Origin of the sequence: Thalassobacterium sedimentorum (assembly GCF_031127905.1) — a bacterium.
Classification (GTDB): Bacteria; Verrucomicrobiota; Verrucomicrobiia; order Opitutales; family Coraliomargaritaceae; genus Thalassobacterium; species Thalassobacterium sedimentorum.
Window position 1 is genome coordinate 1 of record NZ_JARXIC010000056.1, and the last position, 14,201, is coordinate 14,201.

Annotated in this window: 15 protein-coding genes; 14 read left to right on the forward strand and 1 reads right to left on the reverse strand. The window is 46.8% G+C overall.

The window, feature by feature from the left end:
* Positions 1 to 72 precede the first annotated feature (72 nt).
* From QEH59_RS17525 to QEH59_RS17565, 9 genes are all read left to right on the forward strand, one after another.
* On the forward strand, positions 73 to 756 hold the full coding sequence (locus tag QEH59_RS17525; RefSeq protein WP_308986683.1) for a DUF1573 domain-containing protein: 684 nt from the start codon (positions 73 to 75) through the stop codon (positions 754 to 756).
* 177 nt (positions 757 to 933) lie between these two features.
* Entirely contained in the window at positions 934 to 1,728 is a 795-nt protein-coding gene (locus QEH59_RS17530) for an alpha/beta hydrolase (RefSeq protein ID WP_308986684.1), read from the forward strand.
* 22 nt (positions 1,729 to 1,750) lie between these two features.
* Positions 1,751 to 1,945, forward strand: a complete 195-nt coding sequence (locus QEH59_RS17535) for a hypothetical protein (protein WP_308986685.1) — start codon at positions 1,751 to 1,753, stop codon at positions 1,943 to 1,945.
* A 250-nt stretch (positions 1,946 to 2,195) separates the two neighbouring features.
* Complete coding sequence (locus tag QEH59_RS17540) at positions 2,196 to 3,776, forward strand: hypothetical protein (RefSeq protein WP_308986686.1); 1,581 nt, start codon at positions 2,196 to 2,198, stop codon at positions 3,774 to 3,776.
* A 455-nt stretch (positions 3,777 to 4,231) separates the two neighbouring features.
* Entirely contained in the window at positions 4,232 to 5,260 is a 1,029-nt protein-coding gene (locus tag QEH59_RS17545; protein ID WP_308986687.1) for a hypothetical protein, read from the forward strand.
* Complete coding sequence (locus QEH59_RS17550; RefSeq protein WP_308986688.1) at positions 5,260 to 5,769, forward strand: cysteine peptidase family C39 domain-containing protein; 510 nt, start codon at positions 5,260 to 5,262, stop codon at positions 5,767 to 5,769. The genes QEH59_RS17545 and QEH59_RS17550 overlap by 1 nt, the downstream gene beginning before the upstream one ends.
* A 52-nt stretch (positions 5,770 to 5,821) precedes the next feature.
* Entirely contained in the window at positions 5,822 to 6,736 is a 915-nt protein-coding gene (locus QEH59_RS17555) for a hypothetical protein (protein ID WP_308986689.1), read from the forward strand.
* Positions 6,737 to 6,764: 28 nt separating this feature from the next.
* A complete protein-coding gene (locus QEH59_RS17560) occupies positions 6,765 to 7,763 on the forward strand; it encodes a hypothetical protein (protein ID WP_308986690.1) in 999 nt (332 codons plus the stop codon).
* A 188-nt stretch (positions 7,764 to 7,951) separates the two neighbouring features.
* On the forward strand, positions 7,952 to 9,016 hold the full coding sequence (locus tag QEH59_RS17565) for a hypothetical protein (RefSeq protein WP_308986691.1): 1,065 nt from the start codon (positions 7,952 to 7,954) through the stop codon (positions 9,014 to 9,016).
* A gap of 355 nt (positions 9,017 to 9,371) precedes the next feature.
* Here the strand turns inward: QEH59_RS17565 and QEH59_RS17570 are convergent, their stop codons facing one another.
* Positions 9,372 to 9,785 carry a GxxExxY protein gene (locus tag QEH59_RS17570; protein WP_308986692.1) on the reverse strand — a complete coding sequence of 138 codons (414 nt, stop codon included), beginning with the start codon at positions 9,783 to 9,785 and terminating at the stop codon, positions 9,372 to 9,374.
* 297 nt (positions 9,786 to 10,082) lie between these two features.
* Here QEH59_RS17570 and QEH59_RS17575 point away from each other — a divergent pair, with 297 nt between their 5' ends.
* The 5 genes from QEH59_RS17575 to QEH59_RS17595 all read left to right on the forward strand — a co-directional run bounded on the left by QEH59_RS17575 (position 10,083) and on the right by QEH59_RS17595 (position 14,076).
* Entirely contained in the window at positions 10,083 to 11,189 is a 1,107-nt protein-coding gene (locus QEH59_RS17575) for a hypothetical protein (RefSeq protein WP_308986693.1), read from the forward strand.
* 309 nt (positions 11,190 to 11,498) lie between these two features.
* Entirely contained in the window at positions 11,499 to 13,007 is a 1,509-nt protein-coding gene (locus tag QEH59_RS17580) for an O-antigen ligase family protein (RefSeq protein ID WP_308986694.1), read from the forward strand.
* Positions 13,000 to 13,194: a hypothetical protein gene (locus tag QEH59_RS17585; RefSeq protein ID WP_308986695.1), complete on the forward strand. Its 195-nt coding sequence runs from the start codon at positions 13,000 to 13,002 to the stop codon at positions 13,192 to 13,194. The genes QEH59_RS17580 and QEH59_RS17585 overlap by 8 nt, the downstream gene beginning before the upstream one ends.
* Positions 13,187 to 13,648: a rhodanese-like domain-containing protein gene (locus tag QEH59_RS17590; protein ID WP_308986696.1), complete on the forward strand. Its 462-nt coding sequence runs from the start codon at positions 13,187 to 13,189 to the stop codon at positions 13,646 to 13,648. The genes QEH59_RS17585 and QEH59_RS17590 overlap by 8 nt, the downstream gene beginning before the upstream one ends.
* Positions 13,645 to 14,076: a MauE/DoxX family redox-associated membrane protein gene (locus QEH59_RS17595; RefSeq protein ID WP_308986697.1), complete on the forward strand. Its 432-nt coding sequence runs from the start codon at positions 13,645 to 13,647 to the stop codon at positions 14,074 to 14,076. Before QEH59_RS17590 ends, QEH59_RS17595 begins: the two co-directional genes overlap by 4 nt.
* Positions 14,077 to 14,201: the final 125 nt, after the last annotated feature.

A 14,201-nucleotide genomic window follows, 5' to 3' on the forward strand; every position in this document is an offset into this window, starting at 1 on the left:
TGAATAGACTAGTCAAAAGATTTGGCTCACTCTGATTCGTCGATTGTTTGTTGTCGTTAGATGAACGACGCAATGAGCCAATTACATAAAACAATCAAAGACACATTTCTATTTTCGCTGCTGACTCTAGCACTGTTCGGGGTGAATACGGCTCAGGCGGAACTTAAATTCGAACGGACTCTGATCGAAGACACGATCGCGCCGGATGCGAAGAGTTATCCTTTCGAGTTTGCTTTTAAGAATGAAGGTGACACTGCGGTCGAGATCAGCGAGATCAAGACCACCTGTGGCTGCACCACCGCGAAGCTGGATAAGATGACTTATGCCCCAGGTGAATCGGGTGTCATTAAGGGGGATTTCTCGGTCGGCAGTCGCCAGGGCTTGCAGAGTAAGAAGGTCCGTGTGCTGACTAAAGACTTAGCGCAGCCTGAAATTCAGCTCGCGCTCAAGTTAGACATTCCGCAATTGGTCACTATGAAGCCTGGGCTCTTGTTGTGGCGAGTTGGTTCGGAGCCAGCTGCGAAGACATTGACAATCACGCCTAACGCGGACCTCGGTGCCAGGGTCGTGTCGGTTGAATGTGAGTCCGCTGACTTTGCGGTTGAGGCTCTGCCGGCAGTGGAAGGTTCAAATGACATTGAGGTAGTGGTCGCGCCTTTGAAAACCGAAGCGAGTGGCCGGGGCTTGGTTAAGGTGACGGTCGCAATGGCCGATGCAGAACCAAAAATTATCTATGCCCACGCTTTGATTCGCTAACCCGAAAATACTGAATCTCGTCAAAAAACCCTAATCATTCATTAAGCGCAATTTAGATGTAGTTAAAGCCTGCCTCGTAAGGCGAAGTCTTTTTACGCGGCGGTGCCCCCCATGTCCACAGATTTTATTAGACCGCTTAAAAACGCTTAAATCACGCTTAAACCAGACCTCTAAAGTATGAAACTCATCCGCATATTCCTTTGCTCACTACTTGCTCTGAGTGCAAGCGTGCTCAGTGCGGATACCTATGGCTGGCATGCGGCTGAGGCGCGCGGTGACGAGCAGGCGGTATTGGTGCTCTGCCCTGGCATGAACGGAGATGGGGCGTTCTTTCTGAACGAATCTCCTTGGATGGATTTTGCGGAGGCCAACCGCTTGGGTGTGATCGCGCTCGCTTTTAAATCGAAGTCAGAGAAAATGTATGGTGAAGCGCTTGAAGGGTATTACTGGCCGGAGCAAGGTTCAGGCAAAGCCCTGCTGGATGCGGTTCGCACGACTTACGGTCGCGACCTGCCCATTCTGATTTATGGCTTTTCAGGTGGCGCGCAGTTTACCAGCCGCTTTGTGGAGTGGGCACCTGAGCGTGTCATCGCGTGGGCCGCGTATTCAGCTCAATTCTGGGACTCACCTCATGAAGGTGAGATCAACCCTCCGGGGATTGTCGCTTGCGGTGAAGAAGATGGGGCACGCTGGCATCCGAGTTTCTCGTATTTCTATGAGGGGCGGCAATATGATAAACCATGGGTCTGGGTCAGTTTACCAGATACGGGGCATTCTAGACATCGGGACTTTGAGCAGTTTGTTCGAGATTTCTTTGATGGGGTGCAACACGCCTCAGGCATTTCGGCTTTTGCTGATGTCGAGTCCGGGGAACTTTTTGAAAAACCGGAGGATTCGATCCAGTCCGAACTGTTAGCAATCTTTCCTAATGATCAACTTATTCAAGCATGGCGTGATGTACATGCTTTTTAACTAGAACCAAACTGAAAATACTATGAAAACTAATAAGATCTACTTTTTCTTGATGCTGGGCCTGCTGGCGGCTGTCTATGGCGTCAGTCAGTCTCAATCACTGTCGACCGACTTGCTTGCCTGCTGTGATCCCGAGGTTGATGAGGAATGTGAACCAGACCCCGATCCCGATCCGGATCCAGATGGTGATTCTATGCCAACACAATTCCTGAGTTAAGGGATCAGTATAACTGTTTAATCAGAAACCGGTTTTAATCGTGAAGCATCTTGATCCTAGTTTAATAATTTTCGTGATGGCAGGGGGTGTCATTCGAAATTTGAAGACTTCTTGGGCTGTGCGGATGAGCCGGTTTCTGATTTTGAGTTGTATGCTTCAACTTGTCCCATTTTTGCTGCCAGCGAGTCCGATGGATTTTGATTTGCGTCAAAATGTTTTGGGTTCAGTAAATTCATTTGGGCATGCTCGTATGGAGCGTCTCCTCGGAGAGCTTCCAACGGGGGGGACGGCTTATCCCGTCAAGCTAGTTTTCAACTCTAACCCAGCGGATGCCCCCGGTGCCTTTGGTCCGTATTGGCGCATCCCGCTGTTTGGATCTACGGTCGTTCAATATAAGCAATATAATCTGTATTGGGATGGGCCCGATGAGCGTCGTCAATTTTTCACCATGGATCGCGGGCATGCGTCTCGAAGAGGTGAAAAGCTCTTTAACGAGCATGGTAAGGATTGGACTGCAACTATCGCACGTAATGGTGAGGTTTTGATCCAATCAGCCAAAGATGCAGACTGGTATTTTCGATATGATAATGGCTTGTTGAAAGAGTTTAAATTGGGGGCCGCTGCGACCACTAGTCGAATCACCTATACTGGACGCGGTTTGCCTTTGTATGTGACTGAAGAGGGGAGTTCTCGTCGGGTCTTTGAAATCGAATACAGAGGTGCCACCGATCCTGAAAGAATTATTATTGGTGACAGCCAGATCGCTGTCGAAATGGGAGATGCCGAGCTGACCGCTCCGGATGGCGTCTCTAATTACCGAAATTATCGTGTAAGCTTTCTTCGATCACTTGCCCCCCGAGATGGCGAGGTCGAGTATTTTTCCTACAGCAAGTCAGATTCCCTAGAGCGTAAGGTCGCCCTTCTTGACCAGGCGGAGAAGAAGGTGATCAAAACTTTGAACCTTGCAGTCAATCGAATGGAAATTTCGAGTGATTTGGAGAATCCTGAGGCTGGAAATTGGATCGAGTGGGAGGCAAAGAGCGGCTTTATTGCTTCTGACAGTGGCTCCAGCTATAAGGTCAATAATGATTCGTGGGACCCCAATATTCAGGATGCACCTCAATCGGTCACGCCGACTTCGGTGGAGATCGCTCGCTTGCCTATCGGTGGTGAAGAGCAAAAATGGTCCTATGGTTGGAAGTCAGGTGTCCGGGTCTATACCGATTTGGCAACGGGGGAGACCGTTCGCCGAACTATGATTATGTCAGGAGGACCCGCCAGCGGGAAGTTGCGTAAGCGCGAAGTGTTCAAAGATGGCAAGTGGGTGCTAGATCGTCAGAATTCATACGATCCTAAAGGGCGCCCCATTCGTGCCGTGCATGGCGATTCGATGCGGATTTGGAAATGGGAGGACACTCGAGATGGAAGCGAGGCGACAGAATACTTGAACGGCAACATCGTCCGGCGCACAGTTTATGATGTAGCCGGTGAATTTGTGGAACGAGAAATTTTTAAGGCCGACGGCGACGTGGATAAATATGTTTATGGAAGCACCGAAGTTGGTAAGACGGTGACGTATTTTGTAAATGGTGAGCCCATGACCTACAAGGAACTCGATGCACAAGGGCGCATGAGCTACATGAAATGGGCGAATGGCAAGGAGCAGTATCATTCAAGGGAAAATGGTATTCGGCAAATTGTGACTGTTTTTTCCGATGGTCGAAAGCGTCTCGTCGAGCGCGTATCCGACAGCGACTCGTTTGTTCAGGTGGAATCGACCGAAATTGTATCTCAGACTCTGGAGGTACTGCGTAATCGCCGCGCTAACTGAGCTTAATTTCACATCTAAAACTGAAATCAAAATGAAAATTCAATATCGATTAATCGCCGCGTTTATTACAGGCCTCCTCGCCGTCAGTACTCTAAACGCAAAGGAATTACTGACTGATTCTGAGCTTAACTCAGTTGAAGGAGGGCTTTGCTCGGTCTGTGATGGAATAAGCCCTCAATCCTGCCCTGGACTCGGGACTAACTGTTCTGGCACAACTTCACTATTGTGTGGTGGCACGTACACTGGCTGTGAGGGCGGTGGTGACCAGACTGAGTGTAGCTTTGGTCTAGGCTCTTGTGACGCTGATGGTGGCTCAAATAATGCATGTGGCAATTCAACTTCCACTACCTGCTTATGGGAGGAGATCGGGGATGGTCTTTATGCGTGTAGCATGAGTATCACAAATACGGGAGCATGTTCGAAAAAAGATTGCAGTGGTACAGTTCTCTAATGCTATGAATAATGCTTTTTCAGTAACCACTTTATTTCTTGGCTTGGTCTCGTTTGTGGGCGCGAGCCCATTTCTAGAACTCAATCTGGTCGACACTCAGACGGATCCTTTAGGTTTGGTCATCAATGGCCTGACGACCTATGAGCGGAACCTTGAAGCGAAATATGAGATAGAGAGCAGTCCTGGGCCTGATTTTCTCATCTACAGAATCGAAGGGGGGATTCCAACCCCTGAAATCGGGGATGATCGACTCTTGGAGCTTAACACATTCAAGGCATCTCAGCAGGTGATTTGGAATGCAAAAGCATTTCATCTTCGAAGCACGGAAAAGAACAACGGTATTACCATAGAGCGGCAGCGTCTTTTGTCCTCAGATGGTCTGCTTGTTGATTATTACCCCGAGCGGCCGTCTGCGTATATTCGACTACCTGACCATGTATCATCGCAATTTAGTTTAGTTGATCTGTTGGGAATGCTACCAAGTGGTCTAAATTCGCTTAAGAACCCAGTTCGTCCAGATGGTTGGAAGACTTTCATCGAATTATCACCTAGTATAGTGAAAAGTGGTTCCCTCGAGCGGACCGAGTCGGGCTACGCGCTGACCTTTTTTAAAAAGTTCGAAGAATTCAGTGGTGGCATGGGGTTCGCATACGAATTTTCATTCCAAGAGATTGAGGGAATTATCAAGCTGACTTCGATTGAGGTAGCGATAGCAGACGGTGACAATCTTCAGGAGTCTAGTTATCGGCGGCCTGTTTGGAGAACAGAGCTTTTAGATTTTAATGCCAATGGATTTCCTGCAAGAACCCACACTCGAATTTGGCGCTACCGAAAGAATCCAGAGACGAACGTGTATCGTCAGTATTTAGTCCGTGAGGTTAAGTGCTCGATGCAGTCCATTGGCTTTGCAGATGCGGATTATGACTTTTCTTTGGATTTCGATGTCGGAACCTTTGTTACAGATGAAGTGACTGGTTCGAAATATCGTGTGGGTAATCCGCTGAGCTCACTGATGGAGGAAGTCGCGAAATAATGATTAAATTGAATGTCAGTCTATTGGTGATTGCCACGCTCTGTGCCGTTAAGCTATTTGCTACGGTTAATTTCGAAGATTTCTACGATATAGATGACTTCTCGAAGCATTGCGGGACTCATGCGGTGCTGGTCTGCCTCGCGGAACGCGGCTTGGGAGACCTGGAATCCTTTGATGCAGTTGATGAATTCCTTGATCCGGATGGTGATGGGACCACTACTTTCCTGCGCATTATAGAATGCCTTGAGACCCGAGGCGTGAGTGCGATCGGCTATCGCGGATCTATTTCGGATCTTTCAGCTGGAGGGATTTTTATTCTAGAAATTAAACTTCGAGGGCAACCACACTTTTCTTACGCGTGGATTACTGCTGATAGTGGAGAGGCAGTGATTTTTGACCCTGCGCTCAGCGATAAGAGCTTAACAGTGAGCTTGCATGATTTAACGAAAGTTTGGTCCGGCAATTTCATTGAAATAGTCGCTTTGAGTATCGGTGGGAGCGATGCCTAAGATTAGGTCGGGTGACAAGATTCCTTTTAACTCAAACTAAAACATAAATAACATGAAAAAAATAAGATTAATTCTACTGCTCCAAGCACTTGTGCTTAGCGCATTGACTGTGAATGCGGATGATGATTGCTGCTCAGATGGAACTGATCCTTCAGTTACCTGTGATGATGGCACTGTTGTTTGCGATGCGAGCGAATGTGCACCATGCACGATAGCTAATCCTGATCCTGACCCTGGTTATTGCTGTGGGCCAGATGGAACTCAGATCGCCACTACAGTCCCAACTCCATCTGTGACGGATCCTACGTCTACACCTGGCTATACTACAGGAGCTGCGGGAGTAGTTCCTGCGGCTAAAACTACTAAAATTATGACTTCAATTTCTAGTGAAGTATACGGATCCGGATCTGGAGCTTATCGTATAGTTTATTACGATGTCGAGATTTCAACACCGACGTCTCATTCGTTAGTTAATGTTCTTAAAGAGTCGAGGTTTCAAACTGACGGTGCAATTGATACCAATAACGCATGTGGAGATGCTCTTAATAGGACACTAACTCTTGAAGGAGCACGCTCGGTTTCTGTTGGTGCATCTGTTTCAATTCCACTTACTATTGGTGGGAGTATAGGTTTTTCAGTTGCTCATTCTTGGGTATATAAGCCTGCTTACACAGTGCAGTGCTCGGCTCCTGCAGTTTCGTGGGCAATGAATTATTATCAAGTCTACAAAGAAGAGGTTAAGCTGAGTGAGGGAACTTATACACTTAATTATTCAAACCAAAAATACGTAAGAGAATATAAGAGAAATTTTAGGAATTCTAATGAAACTCTGTTGTCATCGAATTTAGTGGGTAGTCCTGTGACTGGTTCTAAGGTGGATAACAATGTTGTTAATTCTCCTTGGGGGTGGGATGGAGCAAGTCGTTGTGCAACAGCAAGTAGCCCTTGTTGTGATGAAGAGGTTTAGTTCGGAGTGAAATTTTAACTATAAATAAATGAGAATATTTAATATTATTTGTGCATTTTGTGTAATTCATTCGTGTCTAAGTGCTAATACACATGAGCAAGAGCTTAAGCGTGCTACAGCTACTCTGGTGAATCAGCTTGAGGGATATGGTAAAACTCCAGATTCCGTATTGCAGATGTTGAGGCAGGCTTCGTTGGATTATGATTTTCTCATGAATTCTAACGATTTAGATTTTCTATATAGCGGATTACGTGCATACGAATCTGGTGATAGCTTAGTTGATGGTGTCCCAGCGCACCTATCATGGCCATTTTCTAGTATATCAGATGTTAGGATCTTCGGTGTGCTTGCTTATGATTCAAGGACGAATTTACTTAAGCAACGTATCGATTCTATGGAGGCTGGAGTATTTGATTATACTGGGATTTATGAAGCGCTGTCAGACCTTTCTCAACCAGACTATTATAAATACTATAATTCTAAACTCGCAGCATTACTTCCCGATTTATTTGCGCTTGCATCTGTCGATAGCTTTGATCGGTATTTGAAAGAGTCTGGTTATTCTGAAGTTAGTAGTTTTGAGAATAGCCTGTATAGTTTGATGATGTCGATATATGTAAATAAACCTAGCGCAGTATCAGGTATATTGTGTCCGGTTCTTGTTGATGACTCTATTCAAATTGTTGACCGTTTGGTGACGATGTCAGTAAACGCACAAGAAATGGATTTGTTAATTAGGACTCAGGCCATGTTGCGTGAAAAGATTAGTTCACAAGTTCAACAAATGGCTGAGGGTAGAAATAGTATTGATACGACTGATTCTACTGCAAAGCAAATCAAGTCTACGAATCAAGTTTTTGTCCGAGGGTTTGTGCAAAAACTTTTTGAGAATTCAGATGTAGGGTGTATTGATTGCACTGTAGAGGATTTGGTTCGCTCATATATGCTTTATGCTGACATCATTGAACGTTTAGATTCTTCGAGTTTTAATAAATTAGTTACATATTTTATTAGAAGTTATGAGTAGATTGCGCTGGCCTACTTAAGTTCGAACTGACTCTGATCGAGGACACTATCTCGCCGTATGCGAAGAGTTATTGGTTTCTATCGTGAAGCCCTCTAGCGAGGTTAGCATATAATTTTTCTAGCCGAGGAGAACCTCGAGTATACGGGGGGGGCAGGGGCATCAAACGCAAAATATAAAGATTCGATTTGATGATATATTCTAATCATAAAGCGCTACTTTGTTGCATCTTGCTTAGTCTGCTGTCGATAAGTTCGTATGCCTCTTCATCTGAAGAAATATACGAACTCGTTGAGTCGACGAAACTGGCTCGATACAGCGATATCACCTATTATGCTCGATTGCCCCAAGGGCGCGCCGACGAAAACCAAGGTCGGGCATCTTCTGGGAGGGAAACTTCCGTGCGAGGTGTCATGGCCTTAGTGACTTGGGGCACTCAGCCAGAGGATGTTCGTGGGAATATTGCTGCAGGAGGGCGTTTTAAGAACTATGTAGAGTTTGCGGATAAACATAACTTGGCTTTGATTACTTGGACAAACTTTAAGGGGTACAAGACGGGTGTGAGTGGCGATGTGATGGATGAGGATCGCCTGAAAGATTACGAAAAATCCTACCGACAGCGAGCGCGCGAGTGGAAGAATGGCTATCGGCGTTTGTGCCGTCGTTTTTCTCTGCCGGAAAAGAACCTGATGATCTATGGGATCAGTGGGGGGGGGCAAATGTCACACCGCCTCGCGCTCCAAGAACCTGACTATTTCTTTGCGGTGCATATTCATGTCAATAGTAGCTACGACTCCATACGTAGAGATGGGGAGCAAATTCTTTGGTTGGTGACCACTGGCACGCGCGAATATGGATACCCCGCGGGTATTCGTTTCTATCGTGAGGCACTCTCGCGAGGTTACCATATGATTTTTCGAGCCGAGGAGAACCTTGGGCATGCGGGTAGCCCGGCGACAGAGCGCACCAGTTTGGCTTTTTTTGAGTATTGCATGAATTTCTTGCCCGATGCCAGTGACCCTGAATGGCGTCCGCCACCTGTGGATCAGTTTTATCTGATGAAGTATCCCACCTACATTGGGGACTATTTAAATAGTGAAGCATTCACTGCGGCGGAGGCGCCCAAATACATGGCACCCGAAGTAATGGTCGCGCTACCGAATAAAGCAATCGCGGAAGCCTGGGGCACAGTGTTGGATTTCAATCAGCCTGAAAAGAGTCAGCCTAGTGGCCCATTGCTGAATACGATTCGCTAGTATGGAGATTCACGCACATATCATGAAGGATTGTGACCGCCGCGTAAAAAGACTTCGTCTCACGCGGCAGGGTTTAACTACGCTTCCGTTTTTATTGCACTACACCGTGACGATGAATTTACGCTTAACTTTGTCTCGGTCTTATTCTTCTGCAGTGTGTTGGTTTAAGCGTTCTTTAAGCGTGATTAAGCGGTGTGATTCTGTGCGTTTGATTGGTACAGATTACGTGGAAATAGAATCTATGACTTTTGACCGCTTAACTACGCTTAAATTACGCTTAACTTTGGCTCGGCTTTATTTTTATGCGTTGGGTTGGTTTAAGCGTTCCTTAAGCGTGATTAAGCGGTTGGAAAATTTACGTTTGATCGGTGCTAGGAATGTATTCCTTCAATATGTAGCGTTTCCATTCGACAGATTTCGGAGTGCTGAAGTTAATCAAATACCCGACTGCTCTTCTAGTGACATGCATGTAATTGAGCAGTTGTTGTTCATGTTCCGGAAGGATCGTTTTAACGGCTTTCAATTCGACAATAATAGAGTCATGCGTGATGAGGTCGGGGACGTATCGTTTTTTAAGCTCTCTACCTTTGTAGTAAACCTTCAAGGTTTGTTGCGCAGAAAAAGGAATGCCCCTGTCGCAAAGTTCCATCTCCAAGCTTTCTTGGTAAATCTCTTCACTCATTCCCGCACCCATTTCTTTATAAACTTCAAATGCTGCGCCCATCAGTGCGTAACCTTCATTACCAAGATATTCCGTATTTTTAGTCATAGCATGTATGGTGATTGTATTCTCTTTGCCATGCGATCTCATTTTAATTCAGTAATTTGGGGGCACCGCTTAAAAACGCTTAAATCACGCTTAACTTTGAGTTCCCTCACGTCGTGCTGGTTTAAGCGCAATTTAAGCGTGATTAAGCGGTTAGAAAATCCGTTCGATCGGTCAGTGCTTTGGTTCGGTGCCCTGAATTTAGACCGCTTAAAAACGCTTAATTTTCGCTTAACTGCTCCAGCGTGGCCGATATCTGTTTCTATGATTACGTCGTGTTGGTTTAAGCGTAATTTAAGCGTGATTAAGCGGTTAGAAACTCCGTCTGATTGGTCCGTGCTTTGGTTCGGTGCCCTGAATTTGAACCGCTTAAAAACGCTTAATTTTCGCTTAACTGTTCATGCGTGGCTGATATCTGTGCCTATGATTACGTCTGTTTGGTTTAAGCGGTTTAAAAATGCGTCAGCTTTGGTCTTACTCTTTGTCTCTGGTTTGCAGCCTGCAGCTGCGGCGGATGTTTACGAATTCACCGATCGTTCGGGGCGTCAGTTGGAAGCCATCATCGTTAAATTTAACGAGACTGAGGTGGATGTGCAGCGGGTCAGTGACAGACGTTCTTTTACTCTCGCCCTGGAAGATTTATGCGACGCCGATCAGCGTTATCTTAAAAAAAACTATTCGAGTGTTGCTACTGATGAGCCTGGGCAAGGCGACGTCCTTATTCCGGGAGAAGTGATTACTCTTGATTTTCCAGAACTCGGTTCGATGGCAAAGGGCAAATCTGCGCAGTGTCAGTTGAGTGTGCCTAAGCACTACAATCCGCTTAGACCGACACCATTGCTTGTGTGGTTTTCAGGTGGTTCTGGCTCGCATGTAGTTCAGAGTGCTCAAGGTCTGGTTGATTTTGATGAATTTTTAGTACTGACCTTGCCATACCCCGACGGTCGATTGCCTCGTTTAGCAGTGAATGCTGGTGAGGACGAGATCAATGCATTCTGGGATTTCCAAAAGCCTATGCTTGATCGAGTCATTGAACTGGTTCCTAACATCAGTGAAGAGATTCGGATTGCTGGCGGCTCTAGTAGTGGTGGTCATTTAGTGGGCTCTGCACTGGATCAAAAGTGGCGCGGTTTTTGTGATTACTTCACTGGGTATATTTTGCATGAAGGTGGGCATTGCCCAGAGATGAAATTTTCCGGCACACGAAGCAGTCACCACATTCTCGTCATCTATGGCGAGAAATCGACCTCTCGGGAGTGGCAGGAGCTTTTTATGGAGCGTTTCGATCAAGCGCGTGGTCGCATCGAGTATATTGAAGTTCCAAACGCCGGTCATGGTCTCAATGGCGAAGGGAAAGTGATGATTCGTGAATGGATTCTAGCGAAATTTGGAAAGGATCTTGGTTAGCATGGATGGGCGATTACATATGAGTGAAGAGACTTACCGCTTAATCACGCTTAAATTGCGGTTAACTTTAATGGGTGCTAAAATGAGGGAAAGTTTGTCATTTGGTTCTGATTCTATCTATTATATAATTTTGTACACGTTGGTTATATTTAAGCGGTCTGCAATAAGGATTCTGTGGAATGAGGGGCACCGCTTAAGGACACTTAAATCACGCTTAACTTTGAGTTCCCTTACGTCGTGTTGGTTTAAGCGCAATTTAAGCGTGATTAAGCGGTTAGAAACTCCGTGTTCTCTATGCCTAGCTCACTGATGGAATTTCTTTTCCCAGAATACCGCCTCGATTGGTTCGGGGCGGGGCCTTCGAGTCCGAATAAGACGGGTGCTTTGTTGGCGATTGTCTTCATTGCTGCTTGGTGGCCTGCGTTACGCTTTCGTTGGGGCTATTGGCTGAGTCTGCCAGTCGCGTTTGTGGCGGCGGGTATCTTATTGCAGACTGAATCGCGGGGAGCAATTATGGGCGCTGTTTCAGGGCTGCTGGTTTTGGTTGTTGGGGGATTCTTTACCAAGACTAGGGTTGACCGCTTCCCACTTTGCCATTCGGCTTCGGAGGACACGGTAAAGACGCTTAAGGAACGCTTAAAACGTAATGCTTTTATGCTACGTGCACTGTCGCTCGTGGTTGCACTTTGTTTGCTGGTCTTTTATTCGCATCAACTTGGGGTCAATGATCGAATGACTGCGATGACTTCAGGTGAGGATGGTTCGACGAATGTGCGCTTCGCACTCTATTCGGCTGGTTTGCAAATGATCGCCGACGCGCCCTCGGGCTGGGGCCATGGGCAGGCTGGAAATGCTTATGGGCAATGGTATCAGGAGGTCGGTGACAGCCGATCGTATCTGTCTTTAGTCAATTCGCACCTTACTTGGATGACGGATTATGGGATGTTGTTTCAGTTTGTCTACATTGCGGGGTGGGTGTTGGTTCTTTTGCTTTGTTGGCCGTTGGGGCCGATGCGTTATCGAGAAGACGCCATTGGCATGGCGTCGCTACAAGAGATTGAGTGGAGCGATGTCTCGATCGAGAGGTCCTCTGAGCGGACTGGCGCCTTATCGCTTCGGCTGATTGCCTTTGCTACTTGGGTTGTGCTGGGGCTCTGTGGCGTGTTTAGCTCGGTGTTGACCTTGGTTTGGCTGTGGGTGATTCCTTGTTCGCTCTTACTGCTGTGCTTGTTTCAGCGTGTACGTTCGAATGACTGGCCTTCGGTAAGGCAGGCGCAGGTCGCTTGTCTTGCTGTGATCCTAGGCTTCTTTGGCTTACAAGCTGTGGCGCATGCATTTGCCTGGGGGAATCAGATTGCCGTTGATCATGAATTGATCGAGCTGGGTGAAATGCCTAAAACGGTCGCTATTGTTCAACCCGATCGCCAAATCTTGGGCGATAAATTTGGTCATACGATACGTGAGTATTTAGAGGACACAGGTGGAATGACGGTGCTGCGTGACGACTCAGCGCAGGTGGACCTGAGCCAATTTGAAACATTGGTATTCTCTGGAAGTCTGCCGCAGATGGATTTATCAGAGCATACTGGCAGTCTCGTCTGGCTGAATCCTCCAGCCAATGTTGAGGACGCCACACTAGAAGTGCTTCGTGAGCGGCTCTTGACTATTGTCGTCGGAAGCCTCGGGGATTGGAGGCGGGTGAGGCTCTGGCAATCGCTAGCTGATGAGAACCTGAAATGGGATTTAATCGAGCTGCGGGGCGTGGCTGATTTTATACCGAACTGGCCGAAGTATATTAAGGAGGGTGAAGATGAATAAAATAAAGACCATGAATATTGACCGCTTAACTACGCTTAATTTGCGCTTAACTTTGGCTCGGCTTTGTGGTTCTGCGTTGTGCTGGTTTAAGCGTAGTTTTAGCGTGATTACCGTGTCCTCCGAAGCCTTTAGGCGTAGGGGGAAGCGGTCTGAGAAATTGGCAGTCGGAGGTGCTTTGTATGCGTAAACGCTCATATATTTCTATGCTGTGTCTGCTGTTTCTGTTGCCGATTCCGTTCGCGGTGGTCAATGTATGGCTGAACCCGAGTGCGCCTTCGTGGAACCCGATGCAGTTGGGAGAGGGCGAAGTGGCTTTGGAGCATTTGTTGAACTGGGAGGATGATTATATTCTAGTTGATGCGCGGGCACCCGAGGCATACCAGGGGGCGCATATGCCGGAGGCTATCAATCTTTACGCAGGTGAATTTGACGCTCAGATACTGAGTCTTTTGGATGTTTGGTCGCCTGGTCGCTCCATTATTGTCTATTGCGACAGTCGTCAGTGTGGCGCGAGCGAGGAAATGGCCACTCACCTACGGGAGGATTTTCAAATGGAACGAGTTTTTGTTCTTAAAGGTGGTTGGGAAAGCTGGCTTGAAGCGACTCAAGAGATCAAATCGAGCCTAGGAGGTGCGCTATGATGGCAGCATGGGCTCAATACATCGTTCGGGTGATTCTAGCGGGACTGTTCATCTACGCAGGAACGATTAAATTTTTACAGCCAGACATCTTTCTCTCCGATATCGAGAGCTATCGGATGATGCCGTATGCCTTGGCTTGGCTGGTGACGTTTTATCTACCTCCGCTGGAAATTCTTTGTGGGCTGGGTCTGCTGCTGCCAAAGTTCCGGAAGCCTTCGGGCTACCTGCTATTACTGCTGATGCTTGTCTTTATCATCACGATTTCTGTCGCGTGGGCACGTGGATTGAATATTTCGTGTGGATGTTTTGGAACGTCGGAAGAAGCGACCAATTATATCTGGCTAATTGTGCGTGATCTGCTTATCTCTGGTGCGTTGCTCTTTAGCATTAAATTTATCAATTTTAATGAACAGATGGAAACTAATTAACAGCCCAAGTTGCTGCGGGCGTCACAAGTGACAATGCCATTGCATAATTCAAAGTGCCCTTTCTAAGACCGTAATTAGAACTGGTTCTCTGGATTCGCTTCTTATCCTGACTTTGGGCCAATGGC

Excerpts from the sequence above, each read along its gene's own strand:
- QEH59_RS17545 (WP_308986687.1), top strand. The coding sequence starts at position 4,232 with ATGAATAATGCTTTTTCAGTAACCACTTTATTTCTTGGCTTGGTCTCG.
- QEH59_RS17540 (WP_308986686.1), top strand. The coding sequence starts at position 2,196 with ATGGAGCGTCTCCTCGGAGAGCTTCCAACGGGGGGGACGGCTTATCCC.
- QEH59_RS17595 (WP_308986697.1), top strand. The coding sequence starts at position 13,645 with ATGATGGCAGCATGGGCTCAATACATCGTTCGGGTGATTCTAGCGGGA.
- QEH59_RS17530 (WP_308986684.1), top strand. The coding sequence starts at position 934 with ATGAAACTCATCCGCATATTCCTTTGCTCACTACTTGCTCTGAGTGCA.
- QEH59_RS17535 (WP_308986685.1), top strand. The coding sequence starts at position 1,751 with ATGAAAACTAATAAGATCTACTTTTTCTTGATGCTGGGCCTGCTGGCG.
- QEH59_RS17555 (WP_308986689.1), top strand. The coding sequence starts at position 5,822 with ATGAAAAAAATAAGATTAATTCTACTGCTCCAAGCACTTGTGCTTAGC.
- QEH59_RS17580 (WP_308986694.1), top strand. The coding sequence starts at position 11,499 with ATGGAATTTCTTTTCCCAGAATACCGCCTCGATTGGTTCGGGGCGGGG.
- QEH59_RS17560 (WP_308986690.1), top strand. The coding sequence starts at position 6,765 with ATGAGAATATTTAATATTATTTGTGCATTTTGTGTAATTCATTCGTGT.
- QEH59_RS17525 (WP_308986683.1), top strand. The coding sequence starts at position 73 with ATGAGCCAATTACATAAAACAATCAAAGACACATTTCTATTTTCGCTG.
- QEH59_RS17550 (WP_308986688.1), top strand. The coding sequence starts at position 5,260 with ATGATTAAATTGAATGTCAGTCTATTGGTGATTGCCACGCTCTGTGCC.
- QEH59_RS17565 (WP_308986691.1), top strand. The coding sequence starts at position 7,952 with ATGATATATTCTAATCATAAAGCGCTACTTTGTTGCATCTTGCTTAGT.
- QEH59_RS17585 (WP_308986695.1), top strand. The coding sequence starts at position 13,000 with ATGAATAAAATAAAGACCATGAATATTGACCGCTTAACTACGCTTAAT.
- QEH59_RS17590 (WP_308986696.1), top strand. The coding sequence starts at position 13,187 with ATGCGTAAACGCTCATATATTTCTATGCTGTGTCTGCTGTTTCTGTTG.
- QEH59_RS17570 (WP_308986692.1), bottom strand. The coding sequence starts at position 9,785 with ATGACTAAAAATACGGAATATCTTGGTAATGAAGGTTACGCACTGATG.